12 protein-coding genes are annotated in these 20,131 nt (G+C 72.4%); 2 read left to right on the forward strand and 10 right to left on the reverse strand.

Going from position 1 to position 20,131, the window contains the following annotated elements:
- Positions 1-8 precede the first annotated feature (8 nt).
- A complete protein-coding gene (locus ABII15_RS03260) occupies positions 9-593 on the forward strand; it encodes a DUF4865 family protein (RefSeq protein WP_353940723.1) in 585 nt (194 codons plus the stop codon).
- Positions 590-1,510 carry a phosphotriesterase gene (locus ABII15_RS03265; RefSeq protein ID WP_353940724.1) on the forward strand — a complete coding sequence of 307 codons (921 nt, stop codon included), beginning with the start codon at positions 590-592 and terminating at the stop codon, positions 1,508-1,510. The genes ABII15_RS03260 and ABII15_RS03265 overlap by 4 nt, the downstream gene beginning before the upstream one ends.
- Positions 1,511-1,560: 50 nt before the next feature.
- Here ABII15_RS03265 and ABII15_RS03270 read toward each other — a convergent pair whose 3' ends face one another.
- The 10 genes from ABII15_RS03270 to pulA form a co-directional block, all read right to left on the reverse strand.
- On the reverse strand, positions 1,561-2,817 hold the full coding sequence (locus ABII15_RS03270; RefSeq protein WP_353940725.1) for an ROK family protein: 1,257 nt from the start codon (positions 2,815-2,817) through the stop codon (positions 1,561-1,563).
- 69 nt (positions 2,818-2,886) lie between these two features.
- On the reverse strand, positions 2,887-3,528 hold the full coding sequence (locus tag ABII15_RS03275; protein WP_353940726.1) for an alpha-ketoglutarate-dependent dioxygenase AlkB: 642 nt from the start codon (positions 3,526-3,528) through the stop codon (positions 2,887-2,889).
- A 24-nt stretch (positions 3,529-3,552) separates the two neighbouring features.
- A complete protein-coding gene (locus tag ABII15_RS03280; protein WP_353940727.1) occupies positions 3,553-3,888 on the reverse strand; it encodes a CU044_2847 family protein in 336 nt (111 codons plus the stop codon).
- A 39-nt stretch (positions 3,889-3,927) separates the two neighbouring features.
- A complete protein-coding gene (locus tag ABII15_RS03285) occupies positions 3,928-5,220 on the reverse strand; it encodes an ABC transporter substrate-binding protein (RefSeq protein ID WP_353940728.1) in 1,293 nt (430 codons plus the stop codon).
- Positions 5,217-6,182 carry a hypothetical protein gene (locus tag ABII15_RS03290; RefSeq protein ID WP_353940729.1) on the reverse strand — a complete coding sequence of 322 codons (966 nt, stop codon included), beginning with the start codon at positions 6,180-6,182 and terminating at the stop codon, positions 5,217-5,219. The genes ABII15_RS03285 and ABII15_RS03290 overlap by 4 nt, the downstream gene beginning before the upstream one ends.
- Positions 6,179-7,675, reverse strand: coding sequence for a VWA domain-containing protein (locus tag ABII15_RS03295; protein ID WP_353940730.1), 1,497 nt, complete (start codon positions 7,673-7,675; stop codon positions 6,179-6,181). Before ABII15_RS03295 ends, ABII15_RS03290 begins: the two co-directional genes overlap by 4 nt.
- Positions 7,676-7,761: 86 nt before the next feature.
- The gene (locus ABII15_RS03300; RefSeq protein ID WP_353940731.1) at positions 7,762-9,879 is read right to left on the reverse strand and encodes a tetratricopeptide repeat protein; all 2,118 of its coding nucleotides are present in this window, start codon (positions 9,877-9,879) and stop codon (positions 7,762-7,764) included.
- Positions 9,880-9,883: 4 nt separating this feature from the next.
- Positions 9,884-11,569, reverse strand: coding sequence for a serine protease (locus tag ABII15_RS03305; RefSeq protein WP_353940732.1), 1,686 nt, complete (start codon positions 11,567-11,569; stop codon positions 9,884-9,886).
- Positions 11,570-11,668: 99 nt separating this feature from the next.
- Entirely contained in the window at positions 11,669-14,677 is a 3,009-nt protein-coding gene (locus ABII15_RS03310) for a carbohydrate binding domain-containing protein (protein ID WP_353940733.1), read from the reverse strand.
- A gap of 89 nt (positions 14,678-14,766) precedes the next feature.
- A complete protein-coding gene (gene pulA / locus ABII15_RS03315; RefSeq protein ID WP_353940734.1) occupies positions 14,767-20,097 on the reverse strand; it encodes a pullulanase-type alpha-1,6-glucosidase in 5,331 nt (1,776 codons plus the stop codon).
- Positions 20,098-20,131: the final 34 nt, after the last annotated feature.

Raw genomic sequence — 20,131 nt, forward strand, 5'->3', positions numbered from 1 at the left:
GTACGACCATGCATGCGATGCAGTACGAGATCACGCTGCCCGCCGACTACGACATGGACATCATCCGTGAACGGGTCGCGAGCAAAGGGCACTTGCTCGACGACTACCCGGGCCTCGGCGTCAAGACGTATCTGATGCGGGAGCGCGGTGTGCTGGGTTCGCCGGTGAACCAGTACGCGCCGTTCTACCTCTGGAACACGGAGGAAGGGATGAGCTCCTTCCTGTGGGGTCCGGGATTCCAGGGCATCGTGCGGGACTTCGGTCGGCCCGTCGTGCAGCACTGGACGGGTGTCGCGTACGCGGAGGGCGCCTCGGCCGACGGGCGGGCACGGGTCGCCGTGCGCGAGCGGACACCGGTCGCGGCCGACGTCCACCTGCCCGACCTGGTGGCGGACACCGCACGGAAGACGACCGAACTGGCCTCCGAGGAAGGGGTGTTGTACGCGGCCGCCGGGCTCGATCCGCGTACGTGGGAGCTGCTGACGTTCTCCGTCTGGGAGCACGCGGAGCCGCGCACGCCCGGCGACATCCATCAGGTTCTGCACGTCTCGGAGCCCGAGCGTGACCAGCTCCGGAAGGGAACACAGTGGTGAACTCCGCACCGGCGACCGTGCGTGGCGTCCAGGGCGACATCGATCCGGGGCAGTTGGGGATCGTCGACGCCCACGACCATCTGTTCTTCCGCAGTCCGCTGCTGGCGGGGCAGGAGTTGGACGACGTCGACCTGGCCCGGCAGGAGCTGGCCGCGTACGCCGCCGTGGGCGGCGGGACCGTCGTGCAGTGGACGCCCTACGGGCTGGGACGGCGGGCCGCCGAGCTGCCCGCGCTCGCGGAGGCCACCGGCGTCCGGATCGTCGCCGCGACGGGGATGCACCAATCCGCTCACTACGCCCCGCAGTTGCTCGCCGCGCGGAAGACCGATCTCGCCGAGGTGTTCGTGCGCGAGCTGACCGAGGGCATCGCCGGCAGCGGGGTGCGGGCCGGGCTGATCAAGGTGGCGGGCGGCTTCCACTCCCTGGACGCGCACGCCCGCTGGACCATGCGCGCCGCGGCCGAGGCCCACCACGCGACCGGGGCGCCGATCGCCGTCCACCACGAGCTGGGCACGGGCGCGCTGGACGTACTCGACCTGCTCTGCGAGGAGTTGGAGGTACCGGCGCACCGGATCCTGCTCGGTCACCTGAACCGCTCCCCCGACTTCGTCGTCCAGCGGGACGTCGCGCGTTCGGGCGCCTATCTGGCCTTCGACGGTCCGTCGCGGGCCAACCACGCGACGGACTGGCGGATGCCGGACGCGATGGCGGCGCTCGCCGAGGCCGGGTTCGCGCACCGGCTCCTCCTCGGCGGCGACACGACGACCGCCGGGGCACGGTCGGTGAGCGGCGGCCCCGGGATGCCGTATCTGCTGCGCCGGGTGCGCCCGCGCCTCACCGAGGCCCTGGGCAAGGACGTCGTCGAGCAGGTGCTCGTCGCCAATCCGGCGGCCGCGTTCGCGGTGGAGTGGCGCTGACATGCCGGAGGCGCGGCTCGGCCGGGAGGAGTGACTTCCCGGTCTCGGTGTCACGTCGTGGCGAGTGCGCCCAGTGGGTCGTCCAGGACGGGCTGCCAGGCCAGTTCGGCGGCTCCCACCAGGCTGTTGTGGTCGAGGGTGCAGGCCAGGATGGGGACGCCGCCGCTGCGGCCCCACAGGCTGCGGTCGGCCACGACGGCGCGCAGGCGTTCGGGGGCGGCGTCGAGGAGGGCGCGGTGGAGGCCGCCGAGGATGATGCGGTCGGGGTTGAGGATGTTGACCAGGCCCGCGAGGCCCAGGCCGAGCCGGTCGACCAGGGCCTCGGTGGCGGTGCGGACGGCGGGGTCGTCCTTGCCGGTGAGCAGCAGTTCGCGCGCCTGGTGCAGGAGCGAGCCGTCGGCGTCGGGGGTGCGGCCGGCCGCGACGAGGAAGGCGAGCGGGTCGGTCTCGACGTCCAGGCAGCCGCGGCTGCCGCAGTGGCAGGGGCGGCCCTCCGGGTTGACGGTGAGGTGGCCGACCTCAAGGGCCAGACCCGAACTGCCGGTGTGCAGATGCCCGTCGAGGACGAGGGCGCCGCCCACGCCGCGGTGCCCCGTGGCGACGCAGAGCAGGTCGCGGGCGCCGCGTCCGGCACCGTGCCGGTGTTCGGCGAGCGCGCCCAGGTTGACGTCGTTCGCGGCGAACGCCGGGACGCCCAGGCCCGCCTCGCGCACACAGTCGGCGAAGATCTCGCGGACCGGGGAGCCCGCCGGCCAGGCCAGGTGCAGCGGGTTGAGGGCGGTGCCGTCCGGTTCGGCCACGGCCGAGGGGACGGCGAGGCCCGCGCCGACACAGACCCGGCCGCTCGTCCGCAGGAGCCGGACTCCCGCCTCCACCACGGAACGCAGCACGTCCGCCGGGTCGGGGTCGATGATCGCGCAGCCCGGTGTGGTGGCGACGACCCGGCCGCCGAGTCCGACGAGCGCCACCCGGTAGCCGTCCGAGTGGACCTGTGCCGCGAGCGCGACCGGTCCGTCCTCGGCGACGGAGAGGCGGTGCGAGGGGCGGCCCTGGGAACCGGCGGCGGCGCTCGGCCGGGCGTCGATCCGGATCAGGCCGAGGGCTTCCAGTTCGGCGGCGACCGCGCCCGCCGTGGCGCGGGTCACCCCGAGTTCGGCGGTGAGGACGGCGCGGGTGGGCGCGCGCCCGGTGTGGACGAGTTCGAGCGCGGGACCGAGGGCGCTGCGGCCCCGCTCCAGACGTGGTGGCCGCACGGTGCCCCCGCCCGTCGTCTGGCTTCCGGTTCCGGAGGCCGCCCTGCCGCCCATCAGCAACTCCTCGCCCTGATCACGGTCTGGAATGGTAGCCGGTGAACGGCGTCCGCTCACTCCGTGTGGTCACAGGCCGCTGACCCGTAGCGTGATGTTGAGCCGCCCGCGCAGGTCCAGGCCGGCGGGCGCGGTGCCCGGGTGGACGCGGGGCACCCCGTGGAAGGCGAGGCGCGCCGGGCCGCCGAAGACGAAGAGGTCGCCGCTGTGCAGGTCGACGTCCGTGTAGGGCTTGGTGCGCGTCAGCGGGTTCCCGAACCGGAAGACGCAGCGGTCGCCGAGGCTGAGCGAGACGACCGGTTCGTCGGACTGCTCGTCGCGGTCCTGGTGCATGCCCATGCGGGCCCGGTCGTCGTAGTAGTTGACGAGCGCGATGTCGTACGCGGCGCCGGGCGGGCTCCCGAAGGCGTCGGCGACGGCGCGCGCACCGAGGTCGGCCAGCTCCTTCGGCATGGGTTTGACGGGGGCGCCGTCGCCGTCGACGGCCGTGCGGGTGTAGCCGCGCGGGGTCCAGTGCCAGCCGAGGCCGAACTGGCGCGCTGTCATCTCCCCGCCGCCCGGGGTGCGGACGGTGCGCAGGCCGGCGGGCGGCCGGGCCCAGGCGCGGCAGGCGGTGAGCAGGCCCCGCTGTTCCGAGAGGTCCAGCCAGTCCGGCAGGTGGACGGCGCCCGGGGCGACCTCGCGCCGCTCCCGGGGGAACAGACCGCTCATCGCGTCCCCGCCTTCCTCGCGCCCCTACGTCTGCGGGGCGTCGTTCCTCGACCCGCTCCAGCGTAGGCGGACGTCGAGGTGGGTGCTGGCCTTGGCGGTGCTGATGATGGCGCCGAGCGACGCGTCGAGCGTCACGCCGAAGGACACCTCGATCTCGTCGGGGCGTTCGGCGTGGGCGCGGAACTCGGAGATCACTTCGGCGGCGGCCGAGGTGATCGGGGCGAGGGCGCTGCGCAGGGACCGCTGCGCGCGGCGCAGCCCGTCGCCGGTTCCGACGGTGCCGGAGCCGCGGCGGGGCGCGGAGACGAGGACGGTGGTCTCTCCGTCGGCGAGTACGAACTGGACGGCTTCTGACGGCACGGGACTCCTCGGGCGGTGGTGGGCGGGTGGACGGAACGGTCAGCCGGGGCCGGAGCAGATGTCACCCTGGGGCACCTGGTTCGCGCCGAGACCCGTCTGGACCTTTTGCAGGCGGTCCATCAGCTTCGCCACGTCCCCGCCGTCCTCGGCGTCGTCGAGGACGGCCCGGTAGAACGCGGCGGCGGTGTCGGGGCTCATCATGTCGGCGGCGCCGAAGCACAGCGGGTGGCCCGAGGCGGGGTCAAGGAGCGCGGCGATGCGCCGCTGGACGGCGTTGCGGTAGACGATGCCGTGGGTCCGGGCGGAGAAGGCGGCCGAGCCCGCCGCGTCGACCCATGTCTGCTGGGCCCGCGCGCCGGACAGGTAGTGCACGAAGGCGCGTGCGGCGGGGTTGTCGTCGGTGAACATGCCGATGAAGTCCCCCGAGACCTCCAGCGGGGCGTGGGCGGCGGGCGCGACGAAGTCGAAGCGGGGGGCTTTCTGCAGACCGGTGGCGAGGGCCGAGCGGGCGCCGTGGGCGAGCCGGCAGCCGGGTTTCGCGGCGGCCATGGACTGCGTCGCCTCGGCGAAGCCCGCGTCGGAGGCATTCTCCAGCGTGGCCGCGCCGACCAGGTCGCGCCACCGGGTCCAGGCGCGCACGATCTCGGCGGAGGTCCACGGCAGCCGCCCGGCGGCCCAGCGCGCGTACACCTCCGTGCCCGCGTCGGCGAGCACGATGTCGGCGATCCAGTCGGCGCCGGGCCAGCCGGAGGTCGGGCCGGAGGCGAGGCCGAGGCACCAGCCGAGGCCGCCTTCCTTCGCGAAGGCGTGCAGGGCGTCGGTCGACCGGGTGCGCGGGGTGGCCGTGGTCTCGGTGTCGTACCAGACGAGGCTCTTGACATCGATCTTGACCGGGACGGCGTAGGTGGCGCCGTCGACCTGGGCCAGCCCCCGGAACGGTTCCAGGTACGCGCCCGTGTCGACGGTCCGCTCGTCGAGCGGCTGGAGGTCGTCCGCGGAGCCCTGCGCGTAGCGGGTGATCGCGGCGGGGCTCGGCAGGACGGCGAGGTCGGGCGGCGCGTCGGCCCTGACCGCGGCGTCGAGCTGCTGGGTGAGCGCGCGGGTGACCTGGACGTCGACCTGGATGCCGGTGTCGTGCCGGAAGTCCTTGACGACGGAGTAGAAGGCGCCGAACTCGTCCTGTCCGGTCCAGGGCACCATCACCGTCACGTGCCGGTCATCGGATCCCGCGCACGCGGTGAGACCGGCCAACAGGGCCATGGCCGTGAGGAGTTGGCACAGTCGGGCGCGCAGTGCGCGGGCAACGGCCGTACGCCGCGGTGAGGGGGTCATGGGCGCGGATACCGGTACTCGGCGAGGCGCGGACGGTGGGCGAGGTGGTTGAGGACGCCGGCAGCGACGAGTGCCAGCAGCACGAGCGCCATGGTGGCCGGATGGCCGGCGGCGGGGTGGAGGGCGAGCCGGTCCTCGTCCCACAGGGTCAGTCCGGCAAAGACGCCGGTGACCGCCAGGGTGACGGCGAGGGTGGCGACCAGGAAGCCGTTGACCCGGCGGCGGAAGTGGATCGCGAGGATCCGGGCGGTGGCGCAGAACAGCGCCAGCATCACGACCGGCGGAGCGAGTGCGAAGCCCCAGAGCCGGACGGGGTCGAGCCAGCCGGTGTCGCGCTGCCGGGCCAGGCCGGCGCTCTGGAGGTCCTGGAGGTCCTCGATGGAGGCGCGCAGGCCGCCGGTGCCCGGTATCTGACGGCCGGTGTCGGGGTCGCGCAGGCGAGGTGCCGTCAGTGTGTCGCGGGCACTCTCGACGCCCGCGGGGCCGCCGCGCGGATAGTCGCTCACGGCCGTGTTGATGAGCTGCTGGCAGATGAGCAGCTTCCCCTGGACGAACTGGAACTGGGCGCGTCCGGTCGCCCCGGCCGCGTTGCCCTGGCCGGCGGCCGTGAGGAGGGTTCCGATGCGCGCGGTGGTGTTGGCGAATCCCGCGCCGGGTCCGATCAGTTCGATCTGGCCGGTCCTGAGCGCGTTGCGCAGAGCCTCGTCCGCGGTGTGGACCGCCCTGCGGGCGTCCGCGAGCCGGCGGCCGGCCTCCTCGCTGCGCCGGACGGTGGTGACCTCCTGGCCGCCCTGGGTGGCGGTGACGAGGTAGACGACGGCGGTCGCGCACACCGTCGCCAGCAGGCCGGCGCGCAGGAGGCGCAGGAGGCGGACGGGGTGTGCGGTGCGCAGGGCCCGCCAGGTCTCGGAGAGCAGGGCGCGTCGGCGGCTCGCCACGGGTCCTGCGGCCGTGGCGGTCATGCGCCGCTTCCGCTGTCGACGCCGCGGCCGCACGCCTCGCAGAACCTGGCCCTGCGGGTGGGCAGGGCCGCCATGCAGTGCGGGCAGCGTGCGGGACCGTCGGCCGGGCCACCGGCGACCTCGTCGACGGGCGGAGGACCGGACGCGGCATCGGAGGGGGTGCCGGGCGGCGTACCGGTCGGGACGCCGGTCCGGGTGGAGTCGAGGGCCAGGCGCTGCATCTGCGCGCGTGTCACCGTGCGCCGCAGGATCATCCGGCCGTCCGCGCCGCGCTCCGCGACGGCCCGCAGCTCCGCCGCCTTCCGGGTCTGGCCGAGTTCGCCGGCCAGGTCGAGCGCCGCTCTCAGCTCCTGGTCGGCGCGGCCGAAGTCGCCGGAGGCGTACGCGTCGGTGCAGGCGCGCATCGCCGTGCCGAGGGCGCGGATCCGCTCCACGCGGGTCAGTTCGGGGGATGCGGTGGCCGGGCCCGCCGGGACCGACCGGCGCCGTACGTTCATGGGGACGGTCGGCAGCAGCTCCACCCGGCCCGGCGCGCCGCCCTGTTCGGCGTGCAGGGTGATCCAGGCGGCCCGCAGGTCCGTGTCGAAGGGCACCCGGCCCGGGTCGAGGCGCAGGGTGAGCTGGTACTGGCGCAGCCCCGGCGACCAGGCGCCGAGCGGAATGTGGATGCCTTCCTCGTACGGCTGCCGCAGGCCGGTCAGGTCGGCCTCCACGGGAGCGGTCTGGCGGACCCGGTCGAGGGTGAACAACTCGCTGAAGCGCAGGCCGAGATAGACGCGGGGGACGACGACGCGCCGCGCCTCGTCCATGAGGGCCCGGAAGTCGGCGGTGAGGTCGGCGATGTCGATGACGGCCCTGGACGAGCCGTGCAACGCCTGGGCGACGCGGTGGAGTTCGCGGTACTCCCAGTCGCCGCCGAGGCCGCGTACGTCGCAGACGAACCGGTCGGCGCAGGAGTCGAGGACGGCGTCGAGCTGTTCGCGGGTCTCGTGCTCGTCCTTGCCGTCGGTGTAGAGCACCGCGTGCCGTACGCCGTCGACGGCGGCGGTCTCGAAGAGGCGGCGGGCGCACTCCAGCCAGCTGCCGATCCGCGTGCCGCCCTGGGCCCGCACGGTGTGCACGGCGGCCTTGGCCTCGCGTCTTCGGGCCTCGTCGGCGGGGAGCGGGCGGCGGCCGTCGGGCGGGTGCACGACCGTGGCCTCGTGGTCGCCGGCGACGACGGCGAACAGGGTGCCGTCGCGCAGGGTGTCGATCGCCGCGCAGACCGCGCGCTTGGCCTCGTCGAGCCGGCCCGGTCCCGACATGGACAGCGAGCGGTCCATGATGAGGATCTCGGCGGCGGGCGGTGTGCTCCCGACTCCTCCCCCGGCCCGGTCCGGCGGGCGGGCGAGCACGGTGATGAGCGCGTCGGCGCGCTCGGTGTCGCGGTTCAGGTCCCCCGGCGCGTGCAGCTCCATGCTGAAGTCCAGCGCCGCACGTGGTAAGTCCCCCATCGGTCTCTCACGACTCCCTCGTCGCAGCTTTTGGCCGCCTGTGTCGTGTGTGTCCTGTGCGGACCAAGGGAGCCTAGCTCTTCTGTTCACGTTCCGGAACGGAACAGCCGTTCGTTGTTGCCTTCTGCACGGACTTCTTTGCCGCGCCCGCCTCCGGCCCGCGGTCTGGTCCCGGCGTACCAGGGCCATCTCCGTTCGGGCCGCAGCTCGTTGGCGAGGTCGACCAGGGCGTAGAAGTCCCGCTCGTTCGGGCAGTGCCGGGCGAGTCCGCGGATCGCGTCGGAGAGGGCGAGGCGGTCCTCGGTGCGCAGGTACTGCGCGTACGCCGACTCCGCGGCCAGGGAGGCGCGTTCGGCCTCGGCCAGTCCGAGGCCTGCCGGGATCCGGGCCGCCGCCGGTCCCGGCTGCTCCAGCGAGAGCCGGAAGCGCGCGATGTGCGCCTCGCGCGCGAAGCGGAACTCCTGTGCCAGTCCGTCGACGATCGCGGCGGCCGCGGCCGGCCCGTCGGCGCGGTGGGTGATCCTGGCCAGGCCGAACCCGGCCGCGCCGAGGGCGGGGCTGGTGGTGAGGACGGTGCTGTAGTGCATACGGGCGAGTACGTGGTCGTCGGCGCGTTCGGCGCACAGGCCGAGCACGAGCTGCGGGACGAGTTCGCCGGGGAGGGTGGCGCGTACGTGGGTGAAGTGGGGCGTGGCCCGGGTCAGTTCGTCGCCGCGCAGGGCGATCAGGCCGCGGTACCAGTGGGTGAGCCAGTGCGTGGCGGGCAGCGGCACGCGGTCGAGGACCGCCGCCGCGTCCGCGGTCTCGCCGGCCCGCAACAGCTTGCGGCACAGGTCGAGTTCGCCCTGGACGGTGGTGGTGACGTCGGCGTCGTCGGGGTCGTGGACCGGCATCGGCAGGGCCGCCGCGACGGCCGCCGGCCCGGGGGCCTCGAAGAGGGGCGGCAGCGCCAGCCGCACCGGGCCGTCGGCGGGCCGCTCCACCGTCGCCCCCACCCAGTCGCCGAGGGGCCGGGGCGCGCCGAGGCCGCCGTGCAGCGCCTCGGGCATCGGGCCGAACAAGGCCGAGGCGCGGGTGACGCGGCGGCCGGTCTCGGGCGCCGCCACGACCTGCCGGATGACACCGCTGAGCTGCTCGCCGAACTGGCGTGCCGAGGTGAACCGCCGTTGGGGCCCGCCGCCGTGCACGGACCGGTCGAGGAGCAGCCGGAGGGACTGCACGCCGGGCGCGGTCGAGCCGTCGGTCAGCTCGTGGGACGTCTCCGCGAGGGTCATGCCGAGCCCGTACAGGTCGAAGCCGGGGGTGGGTCCGTGCGTGTACTCGGCGTCGCCCGGCGGCGGCGCGTACCGCTCGGTGTACTCGGACAGCGGCGCCGGGTCCGTGACGGAGCGCACCGCGCCGAAGTCGATGAGCCGGACCCGGTCGAGGGCGCCGGACGGTGCGGTCTCCGCGAAGCGGATGATGTTCAGCGGCTTGACGTCGCAGTGCAGCAGGCCGCGCGCGTGGAGGTAGTCGAGGGCCTGGAGCAGGCGCAGGCCGTGGGCGAGGAAGGTGGCGAGCCGGTCGCCCCGGGCGGCCCGCAGGGCCTCGCCCGGTACGTACTCCAGCACCAGATAGGTGCGGTCGTGCTCCTCCTCGTAGCCGAGGATGCGGACGATGGCGTCGTGCCGCAGGCCGACGAGGACGTCGCGTTCCCGGTCGGACCCGGCGAGCGCGGTGCGCAGTTCCTTCAGGACGACGTCGGTCTTGAGGTTGCGGTCGTGCGCGAGGTAGGCGACGCCGTACGAGCCCTGGCCGAGCAGCCGCCGTACCTCGTAGCGGCCGGCGATGAGGAGGCCCGCGACGTGGGTGAAGTCGAAGCGGGTGCCGCACAGGGCGCAGAATCCGGCGATCCGGCCCGGTCGGCCGTCGAGGCCGCGTCCGACGGGCTGTCCGCAGCCGGGGTTGTGGCAGTAGCGGTGCTCCTCGGCGACGGGGCCGGTCTCCGGCTGCGGCTCGTGCGCCGCGCCGGCGCCGAGGTCGTCGGGGAGCCGGGTGTCGTCGACGAGGGTGAGGCCGTACCAGGGATCGGGCCGCACCTGGGCGACGCCCGTGCCCGCTCCGGCGGTGCGGGCGGGCGGCAGCGCCCTGAGGCCGCAGACGGGGCAGAAGCCGTCCGTGTCGAGGGTGCCGCGCCCGCATCCGGGACGGTTGCATCTGCTCATGGCCTCACCCTTCGGCGATCCGGCGGTTGACGGCGGCGATGTAGCGCGGGACCCTCCGGCCGGCGGCCGCGAGGTCGACGGGGGCGGTTCGCAGGGCACTGTGCGCCGCGGTGAACAGTGCGCCGAGTTCGCGGTCCGAGGCTCCGAAGTGCTCCTCGGCGAGCGCGCGGTACAGCTCCAGACGGACGGTCAGGTCCTCGTGCGCGGCGTCCATCGCGCGCACCTCGGTCAGGTAGGCGTCGACGTCGGTGGCGGCGGCGACGGCCCGCGCCTCGATGGCGGCGATCTCGGCGTGCGGGAAGGTGGCGCGGGCGACGGCGAGCCGGACGGTGAGCCGGGGTGCCCGGCCGTGCGGCAGCCGGGGCGGTGCCAGGAAGCGCCGCGCCGTGGTCCGTTCGAGGAGCAGCGCCTCGGCCTCGGCCCGGGCCAGCCGGGCGACGGCCTCCCGTGCCCGGTCCACGGTGACCGGGCGCGGGGCGGCGGTACCGGGCAGCGGGGTCGGGTCCAGGTGCACCTGGTAGGGCAGGTCGTCGGGCGGGTCGCCCTCGACGCCGAGGACGAGGCGCAGGCCGCGGGTGCGGGCGTCGCGGGCGAGCGGGATCAGGAGATCGGCGAGGAGGCGGTGGGGGTCGCCCGCGCCGTCGATGCCGTCCACGATCACGAAGGGGGGCGGTCTGCGGCGCAGCAGCCGGTGCACCAGCGCGGCGGGGTCGCGGGCGCCCGGGTCGAAGCCGAAGCGATGGGCGAGATAGGCGCACACCTCGCCCGGGGTCCTGCCGCGGGCGTCGTAGGCGGCGTCGACGGCGCCGAACGGCAGGGCGGTGCCCCGGGGCGCGCCGCCGTCCGGGCCGGGTGCGCGGGAGGTCTCGGTGAGGCGGACCAGCCAGGAGGAGCCGGGGCCGGTGCGCCGCCCGGTGGCGACGAGGGCGACGCCCGCCCAGCCGCTGGTGAGGAGGCGGGCCAGCTCCCGGGTCAGGGCGAGTTGCAGCGGGTCGTCGAGGTCGGCCGCGGGGTCGCCCCGTGAGGGCACCTCGATGCCGACGCCGCGTACGTACGGTGTGATCCGCCGCCCCAGGTACGTCTGCATCGTCTCGACCGGGACCATCCAGGCGGCCCTGCCGTTCTCGTCCACGTAGTCGGCGACGACGATGCCGACGACCTGGCCCGCGAACGCGCCGTCGAGGGCCATCACACCGGCGCCGGAGTAGCCGGGCTGGATCCACGGCCGGCCTTCGTGGACGCGGTTGAGCAGCCCCCATTCGCCGGCCCGGCCGCCCGATCCGGCGAGTTCGGCGTCGACGCCGATGCCGTACGGCTCGAAGGCAGGGAAGCCGTACACCCGCACCTGGCCGCCGGAGATGGGCACCTTCCACAGTTCGGTGGGGCAGGCGTGGCCGACGGGCTCGTCCAGGCGCAGCAGCGCGACGTCGCCGCGCCGCGAGCCGTCCTCGAAGGCCCAGACGTCCTCGACGACACGGGCGGTGCGCCGCCATTCGGGGGCGGCGACGGCGCTGCGGACCCGGAGGAACGCGGCGGGGCCCGCGCCGGGGTGGGCGTCCGCCTGCTGGACGACGTGCGCGCAGGTCAGCACGGACCGGTCGTCGAGCAGCACGCCGGCCCCGCAGGGTCCCCCGTGCCGGTCGTCGATCCGCACCCGCCACGGCCTGTCCGGCCGCTGATCCGGCGTCATCTCTCCACGCTAGTACAGCGGTTGACCGGAGAGACAGGAAGCGTCGGCGGCAGGTGCCCGGTTCCGGCGCGGGGAGAGCGGCTCCCCGCGCCGGACGCGCTACTTGAGGTACGGCCCCGCCGTCCCCACCTTGCCGGGCGCCGCGTTCCTGCCTCCGAGGTCGAGGACGTAGACCCGCAGATCGCCCTTGCCGGGGGCGGTCACGGTCAGGGTGCCGTCGGTGACGGTGCGCACGTCGCCGGTGACGGCGTCCTGGTAGGTGCCGTTCGGGATGTTCTTGTACGTGGCGCCGTCGGTGACGGTGACGAGGGCGAAGCTGTCCACGCCGCTCGCCGGGTCCGTGTAGCGCCGCTTGTACGCCATGTTCCCGGTGATGCCGGCGGTCGAGTACTGGCCCATCTGGAGCGCGGGGATCGCCCGGCGGATCTGGTTGAGCCGCTGGACGTGCTTGACCAGGGGCTGGTCGAGGGTGGTGGCGACGGCTCCGGACGCGCCGGAGACCGTACCGAAGCCGGAGGCGGTGACGCTGCCCTCGATCTTGTCGCCGTAGTAGGCGCGGCCGGTGTCCGCGAGCGGGCAGGTCGTGCCGCAGTCGATCTTCTTGCCCTTCTGGAACTCGATCTCCGAGCCGTAGTACAGCGTCGGGATGCCGCGGAACGTCCACATCAGGGACATGTTCTCGGCCCAGGCGTCGGTGCCGCCCGCGTAGCGTTCACCGCTCTTGTTGGGGCCGTAGTCGTGGCTGTCGACGTAGACGACGTTGTACGTGGCGTCGTTGGTCGAGTCGTCGGAGTCCTTGCCGTTGTTGTACGCGTTGGAGGCGTCGCCGAAGTTCATGTGCATGCGCATGTCGATGATGTTCATGCCGGAGAACCTGCTGCGGTCGGGGGTGTGGTAGCTGTTGCCGTCGAGGAAGGCGTTGGTGGACGTCGGCTGGTTGCCGGTGCCCAACTGCTCCTCGTAGTCGTACTGTTCGAGGGAGGCCTTCTCGTCGTCGGCGGAGTACTCCTTGCGTTCCTTCCAGGTGTAGAACTGCGCGGAGTGGTTCACCGAGCCACGGTTCCACTTGTCGTTGACGAACGCCCCGACCTCACCGAAGACGAAGAAGTCCCGCGCCTTCTCGGCGCCGAACCGCTGGGTCACGCGTTCCTCGATGGCGGGCAGGAAGCGGCGGTTCCAGGTGACGCGCGGGATGTGCACGGCCGTGTCGACGCGGAAGCCGTCGACGCCCATGTCGATGTACTTGTTGTAGGCGCCGATCAGGTAGTTCTGCACCTGCGTGTTCTCGGTGTTGAAGTCCGCGAGGTCCTCGTGCAGCCAGCAGGAGCGGGAGTCCTCGCCCTCCCAGTTGCCGAGCCAGCAGGTGTGGTAGAGCGACTTGGGGAACATGCCCGACGTGGGGCTCGGCCACTGGCAGTTGTAGATCGTGTAGCCCTCGGGGCTCTTGGCTCCGGTGGGCTTGCCCCAGTTGAGACACGTGTTGCCGGACGGCTCGGCCGTCGACCACAGGTCGCCGTTGTAGTAGGACTTGCCGGAGACGGGCTCCACGGTGAGGCCGTCGTACTCGAAGCCGCTCCGCTTCTCGTCGTAGTACCAGCTCCACTGGGCGTCGCGCACTCCGTACACGGTCGGGGTGAACAGGCCCTTGGCGCCCCAGCGCGAGGAGTGGTTGTAGACGACGTCCTGGTAGATCTTCATACCCTTGGCGTGGGCGGCGTCGATGAGGTCCTGGTAGGAGGCGCCCGCGGATTCGAGTCGCGGGTCGACCTTGTAGAAGTCGTATCCGTGGTAGCCGTGGTAGTCGTAGTCGGACCGGTTGAGGACGACCGGGGTGATCCAGATCGCCGAGAAGCCGAGGCCCTTGACGTAGTCGAGCTTCTGGACGAGTCCCTTGAAGTCGCCGCGGAACATGGGGTCGTTGTTGGCCGCGTTGCCGGTCTTCACGTGCTGGTTGCCGCCGCGGTCGTTGGAGGCGTCGCCGTCGTAGAAGCGGGCGGTGAGCACGAAGTAGATCGGGTCCTTGCGGGGGTCGCCGCCGAGCGGGGTGCCGGTGGTCTGCGCGGCCTTCTCCCCGGTGGTGGCCTTCGCCGGGGTGCTCGCGGCGGACAGGTTGCCCGCCGCGTCGAGCGCCTTGACGGTGTAGGTGTAGGCCGTCTTCTCCTCGAGTCCCGTGTCGGAGTACACGGTGGTGGTGACGGGGATGACGGAGGTGCCCCTGGTGCCGCCGGTGCGGGTGATCTGGTAGCCGGTGACGCCCGTGTCGTCGGTCGCCGCGTCCCAGGTGAGCACGATGGAGGTGCCGGACGCGGTCGCCTTCACCTGTCCGGGGACGGAGGGGGCGGTGGTGTCGGGGGCGGTCGCGGCGCACGGGTCCTTGGCGCTCTTGGTGACGGTGCCGCCCTTGACGGTGTTGAGCCCGGCTCCGAGCTGGTAGTTGGCGCCGTTGTTGTTGTCCCAGGTGCCGTTGCCGTTGTTGAAGGTGGCCTGCCAGGTGGTCGCGGCGCCGAGGTCGACGGTCTTCTTCACCCAGCCGGTGCAGGCGGCCTCCATGCCGGTGCCGGGCGCGGTGGTCCAGCCGCCTCCGGAGGGTGCCCAGTGGAGGTTGGTGACGGACCAGTTGGTGGTGGTCGTGTCGTAGTAGACGGTGGCGGCGGTGCCCTCGGCCGGCGGCGCGTCCGCGCACGGGTCGCTGTGGGCGACGGTGCCGCCCTGGACGGTGATCGGGCCGGTGCCGAGCTGGTAGTTCTTCCCGCCGTTGTTGTCCCAGGTGCCGCTGCCGTTGTTGAAGGTGGCCTGCCAGGTGGTCGCGGCGCCAAGGTCGACGGTCTTCTTCACCCAGCCGGTGCAGGCGGCGTCCATGGTGACGCCCGGGACCGTGGTCCAGCCGCCGCCCGAGGGGGCCCAATGCAGCTTGTACGTGGACCAGTTGGTGGCGCTCGTCGCGTAGTAGACGGTGGCCGTGTTGGCCGCGGCGGCCTGCGCCGTGGCGCCGCCGAGCGGCAGGCCGGGCAGCAGGGTGGCCACGAGCGCGGCCAGCAGCGCGAGGACGAGCCCCGCGGGGTCGTGGCGGTGCCTGTGACGCGTACGCCGCCGTTCGGAAAGGTTCATGACAACTCCTTGGTCGGGGCCGCGCCGGTGCGGCCGAGGAGGTCCGGTCGTTCCCCGCGCGCGCCACGCGGGGAACGACCGGGTGCGGGTCAGCGGGTGAACACCGCGACCGTGCGGGCGGGCACGTCGAAGGTGCCCGAACTCTTCTCGTAGGAGGCGGACTTGACGACGGTGTCGGAGCCGCCGGCCTGCGTCGGGTGCAGGCGGTAGCCCGTCCCCGCGAGGTCCTTCACCGTCTGCTTCTGAGCCTTCGGGGTCGCGTTGAAGACGATCACGAGGTCACCGAGACGGGCGGTGATGACGCCCGGGGTCTCGTCCTTGCCCGAGAGCGGGAAGGAGAGCTGCTTCTGGACCTGGCCGGCGGTGGACAGGTGGAAGGCGGACTCGTCCGTGCGAATCCTCAGCAGATCCCGGTACGCGGCCGATGTCCCGTCGATCGCCGCGCAGTCCGGTACCGGGACGGAGGTCAACAGGGGCTTGGCGTAGGGCCACTTGGACTTGTTGTCGGCGGCCGGGGGCAGCCCGCGTCCGTAGCCGTTCCCGGCCCGGCAGTCCCAGTGGATCGCGTTGAACCAGTCGCCGCTGTCGAACGAGTTCCGGTCGAGGGACTTGGAGCGCAGCAGGTCGGTGCCTGCCTGGGAGAGCGCCGGGCCCTGCGCGAGTGCGGCCGTCGCCAGGGCGAGGACCTGCATGCGGGAGCGGTCGGCGCTGCTCGTGGAGGCGGGCAGCTTGTAGGCGAGCGCGTCGTAGAGCGATTCGTTGTCGTGGGCGTCGGCGTAGGAGAGGGCGTCGCCCGGCGCGTCCGCGTAGCCCGCGGCGGCGCCGTTGTAGTCGACGTCGGCGCCCTTCACCTGCCGTCCGTCGGTGTCGGTGAACTCGTATCCGGCGAGGTTTCCGGACAGGCCGACCTTGATGAGGTCCTGGTAGTGCAGGAGCCGGGCCTTCTGCTCGGCCGTGGTGCCGTTGGCCTTGCCGGCGTTGGGGTCGGTGTAGAGGCCGGTGGCGAAGCCCTGGACGCCGGGGTCCTCGTCGAACGGGGAGCCGCCGCGCACGGCGTCGCGGGAGCGGTCGTTGAAGGTGGCGATGCCGGTGCCCGCCATGTTCTTCTGCGTGGCCTGCACGAAGCGGGCGTCGTCGGCGACCTCGCCGAAGTTCCAGCCCTCCCCGTAGAGGATGATCTTCTTGCCGTCGACGCCGTCCTTCTTGAGGGTGAGCGCGTCGAGGGCCTTGCGGACGGCCAGGATGTTGGCCTTGGGGTGGTGGCCCATCAGGTCGAAGCGGAAGCCGTCGACCTTGTACTCCTTGGCCCAGGTGACGACGGAGTCGACGACGAGCTTTCCCATCATCGTGTTCTCGGGCGCCGTGTTGGAGCAGCAGGTGGAGTTGGCGACGGAGCCGTCGGCCAGGAGCCGCTGGTAGTAGCCGGGCACGATCCTGTCGAGGACGGAGGTCTTGCTCTGGCCGCTGCCGGCGGTGTGGTTGTAGACGACGTCCATGACGACGCGCAGACCGTCGTCGTTGAGGGACTTCACCATCTGCCGGAACTGCGCGGTGCGGGCCGTGCCGTCCGGGTCGGTGGCGTAGGAGCCCTCGGGAACCGTGTAGTGGTACGGGTCGTAGCCCCAGTTGTACGCGTCCTTGGCGGCGGTGCTGCCCACGCACTCCTGCTGCCGGTCGCTGTCGGCCGGGTAGGACTTGAGGTCGCAGTCGGGGGTGGCCTGGCCGGACTTCTTCTCGGGGATGGTGGCGATGTCGAAGGCGGGCAGCAGGTGCACGTACGACGTGCCCGCCTTCGCCAGCTTCCTCAGGTGCTTCGAGCCGTCGCTGTTCTTGTCGGTGAAGGCCAGATAGGTGCCGCGGTGCCCCTTGGCCGCGGTCGGGTCCTCGACGGAGAAGTCACGGATGTGGAGTTCCTGGATCTGGGCGTCCTTCATGGCGACGGCCTCGGGCTTGGCCAGGGTCGACCAGCCCTTGGGGGCGAGCGACCTGTCGTCGAGGTCGGCGACGAGGCTGCGCTCGGAGTCGGCGGTCAGGGCGACCGAGTAGGGGTCGGTGACCTCGTTCGTGACGATCTTCCGGACGCTGGGCGCCCACACCGTCACGGCGTAGCGGTACTCCTTGCCCTTCCAGGCCGCCGCCGGACCGGTGGCGGACCAGACGCCGGTGGTGTCGTCGCGCCGCATCGGCAGCTTCTTGCCGCCGAGTTCGAGGGAGACCCCGTGCGCGGTCGGTGCCCACACGGACAGGGTGACCCTGCCGTTCTTGAACACCGGTCCCAGGGCGGCCCGTTCGGCCTTCGCTCCGTAGAGGTCGTCGAGGATTCCCTGGGTCTGTACGCCGGTCGCGGCGACGAGCGCGCCGTTCGCGATGCGCTGGGTGAACACGATCTGGCCGTCGAGCGCCCGGCGGATGCGGTCACGGTCGCGCGGGTCGACGGTGAAGGCCGTGTACTCCTTCAGGTGCGGGTACGCGGTCTTCTGCGCGTCCGTGAGCGTGGCCGGCGTCAGCCGCAGCCAGCGGCCCTCGCTGCTGAGCGCGCCGTCCTCGACGGTGATGCCGCCGTCGCGCGCGTACACCAGCTGCGTGGAGGCGGCGGCCTTGGCGTCGACGGAGCCGGGGACCACCACGGTGTTCGTGTCGATCCACTGCGCCTCGGCCTTGGTGAGGTCCAGATCGGGCGCCGATCCCGTCGACGGCAGCAGATAGTCGCTGTCACCGGCGTTCAGCCACACCTCGTGGCCGTACGTGGTCAGGTCCAGGGAGCGGTCGGTGGGGATGTCCTTCTCGTCGCCTTTGTGGAAGATGTAGCTCAGCGAGGTCGCGCCGTCGGCGAGGGGCACCTCGAAGGTGACGCCGTAGGCGTCCTTGCCGGTCGGCTCGAGCGGCTTCGACCAGTCGGTTCCCTGGGCGGCGCCGGTCCAGGTGTGCAGTCCCCAGCCGTCGTAGTCGCCGTCGGCGCGGTGGATGTGGATGATCGCCTTGCTCTTGTCGGGGGCCGGGTAGACCCCGTCGGGCTTCGCGGTCAGCTGGCCGTCCTTGCCCTGCTCGACCCAGACCTCGCCGGTCCGCGCCAGGTCGATCGTCCGCTGGGGCCCGTCGGCGGTGCCGGACTTCTCGACCGTGTACGAGAGCGATCCTGCACCGTCCGGAACCTTCACCCAGGCGAAGGCACCGTAGGCGTCGCGTCCGCTGAAGTCACCGCTCGCGTCGCCGGACTTGAGACTCCAGCCGCTGTAGTCGCCGTCCGCGCGCTTGTAGTGGACGATCGCGTGGTCGCGGTCGACGGCGCTGGGCTTCTCGGCCACGGGGGCCCGGCCGGCCGTCGTGTCGGCGAGGGCGCTCGCGATCCGTCCGGCGCGGTCCACCACAACCGCCTTGTACCGCAGCGGCGTTCCGGCGGACACCGTGCCGGGCACGTACTGGGTGATCCTGTACGGGGCGTGGTCGACGGAGCCGAGGGTGCGCCACGAGCCGTTGCCGACCTGCGCGGCGAACACCACACGGGCCGATGCGGTCTCCCCCGGGTCGGCGGAGAGCGTGACGGTGCCGGTGGCGCCGTCGTCCGGGGCCGTCAGGGACAGCGTGGGCCTCGCCGTCGGCGCCGGGAGCCTGCCGTCGGCGCGCAGCACCAGGGAGGACAGGGCGGGCACCTGCACGGTGATCCGTCCGTCGCGCGCGGTCTCGTTGCCCGAACCCCCGTACAGGGCAGCGAACTTCGCGGACGCGACGGGCAGCGTCACCGTCTTCGCCTCGGTGGCGTTGTTGACCGCGACGACGTACTCGCGGTTGTCCCCCGTCCGGGAGAACGCGTACACCGAGTCCTCGGCGTAGAGCTCCTTCTGCGTGCCGTCGGTCAGCGCCGGGTTGGCCTTGCGGAGCTTCGACAGCGCGGCGATCGATCTGTACAGCGGGTGCGTGGTGTCGTAGGCGTCGCTCGCGTGGGTGCGGTCGGTGCCTATCTCGTCGTCGTCGAGGTAGTCGTCGACCTTCGAGCCGAACATCGTCTGGCGGGCGTCCTTGTCGCCGCCGGCGCCGGTGAAGCCCTGCTCGTCGCCGTAGTAGACGACGGGGTTGCCGCGCGACAGGAACATCACCTCGTTCGCCAGTCTGTCGCGTCGCAGGAGTTCGGCGTCCGACGCCTTCGGGTTGTCGGCTTTCAGGAAGGTGCCGATGCGGCCCATGTCGTGGTTGCCGAGGAACGTGACCTGCTCATAGGCGTTCGCCTTGTCGGTCGCGTATTTGTAGTCGTCGGCGAAGACCTTCGCGAGCCTGTCGGCCGGCGCGCCCTGCGAGGCGTAGGCATGGGCCGCGTCCTGGAACGGGAAGTCGAGGGTGGCGTCGAGCCGGCCTCGGGTCACGTAGGGCGAGGTGACGTCGGTGTCGGCGGAGTAGACCTCGCCGAACATGAAGAAGTCGTCGCGCCCCCGCTTCGCAGCGTAGGTGTCGAGGGCCGTCGCCCACTGGGTCCAGAAGTCCAGGTCGACGTGTTTGACGGTGTCGATGCGGAACCCGTCGATGTCGAAGTCGTGCACCCACTTCTCGTAGATGTCCCGCATGCCCTTCACGACCTCGGGGCGCTCGGTCCACAGGTCGTCCAGGCCGTTGAAGTCGCCGTACGTGGCGGACTCGCCCTCCCAGGTGGAGTCGCCGCGGTTGTGGTACATCGTCGGGTCGTTGAGCCAGGACGGGACCATCTCGCCCGTGTTCCTCGGCGTGTACGGGAACGCGTCGGCGTCGACCTTCGCCATGCCCCGGCTGTCGTCGAAGGGGCGGCCCTCGGTGTCGAGGTACGGGAAGGCGCCCTTGGGGCGGTAGCTGTACTTCTTCTCGGTGTAGTCGACGGTGTCGGCGGTGTGGTTCGTGATGACGTCGAAGAAGACCTTCATGCCCTTGGCGTGGGCCTTGTCGATGAGGGTCTCGAGGTCCTTGTTGGTGCCGAAGTGCGGGTCGACCCGGGTGAAGTCGGTGATCCAGTAGCCGTGGTAGCCGGCCGAGGCGTCCTTGCCCTCGCCCTGTACGGGCTTGTTCTTGAAGATCGGCGCCATCCAGATCGCGGTGGTGCCGAGGTCCTTGATGTAGTCGAGCTTCTTGGTCAGGCCCTTGAGGTCGCCGCCCTGGTAGAAGCCCTTGTCGGTGGGGTCGTACCCGGTGGACGTACGGCTGCCGGTCAGTCCGCCCTTGTCGTTGCCGCTGTCGCCGTTGGCGAACCGGTCGGGCAGCACGAAGTAGAACTGCTCCCTGGTCGCGTCGTGGCGGGCGGGCTCGGCGGCCAGCTTCGCGTCGGACGGGGGTTTCGGCGGTGCGGGCGCCGCCGACGCCGGGGTGGCGGTGTGCAGCGCGGTGGCGAGCAGCGCGGCGACGGCCGCGGCGGCCGCAGTCTTCCTGCGTGACGCGCCGTGCGCGCCGCTTCTTCGGTTCACCTTGTGGGGCCTTTCTGGAACGGTGCCGCGGGTG

The organism is Streptomyces sp. HUAS MG91, assembly GCF_040529335.1.
Classification (GTDB): Bacteria; Actinomycetota; Actinomycetes; order Streptomycetales; family Streptomycetaceae; genus Streptomyces; species Streptomyces tabacisoli.

Bases quoted from the DNA above. Each gene is read 5' to 3' on its own strand.
- ABII15_RS03270 (WP_353940725.1), bottom strand. From the start codon at position 2,817: ATGGGCGGCAGGGCGGCCTCCGGAACCGGAAGCCAGACGACGGGCGGG.
- ABII15_RS03275 (WP_353940726.1), bottom strand. From the start codon at position 3,528: ATGAGCGGTCTGTTCCCCCGGGAGCGGCGCGAGGTCGCCCCGGGCGCC.
- ABII15_RS03260 (WP_353940723.1), top strand. From the start codon at position 9: ATGCATGCGATGCAGTACGAGATCACGCTGCCCGCCGACTACGACATG.
- ABII15_RS03285 (WP_353940728.1), bottom strand. From the start codon at position 5,220: ATGACCCCCTCACCGCGGCGTACGGCCGTTGCCCGCGCACTGCGCGCC.
- ABII15_RS03290 (WP_353940729.1), bottom strand. From the start codon at position 6,182: ATGACCGCCACGGCCGCAGGACCCGTGGCGAGCCGCCGACGCGCCCTG.
- ABII15_RS03310 (WP_353940733.1), bottom strand. From the start codon at position 14,677: ATGAACCTTTCCGAACGGCGGCGTACGCGTCACAGGCACCGCCACGAC.
- ABII15_RS03300 (WP_353940731.1), bottom strand. From the start codon at position 9,879: ATGAGCAGATGCAACCGTCCCGGATGCGGGCGCGGCACCCTCGACACG.
- ABII15_RS03305 (WP_353940732.1), bottom strand. From the start codon at position 11,569: ATGACGCCGGATCAGCGGCCGGACAGGCCGTGGCGGGTGCGGATCGAC.
- ABII15_RS03295 (WP_353940730.1), bottom strand. From the start codon at position 7,675: ATGGGGGACTTACCACGTGCGGCGCTGGACTTCAGCATGGAGCTGCAC.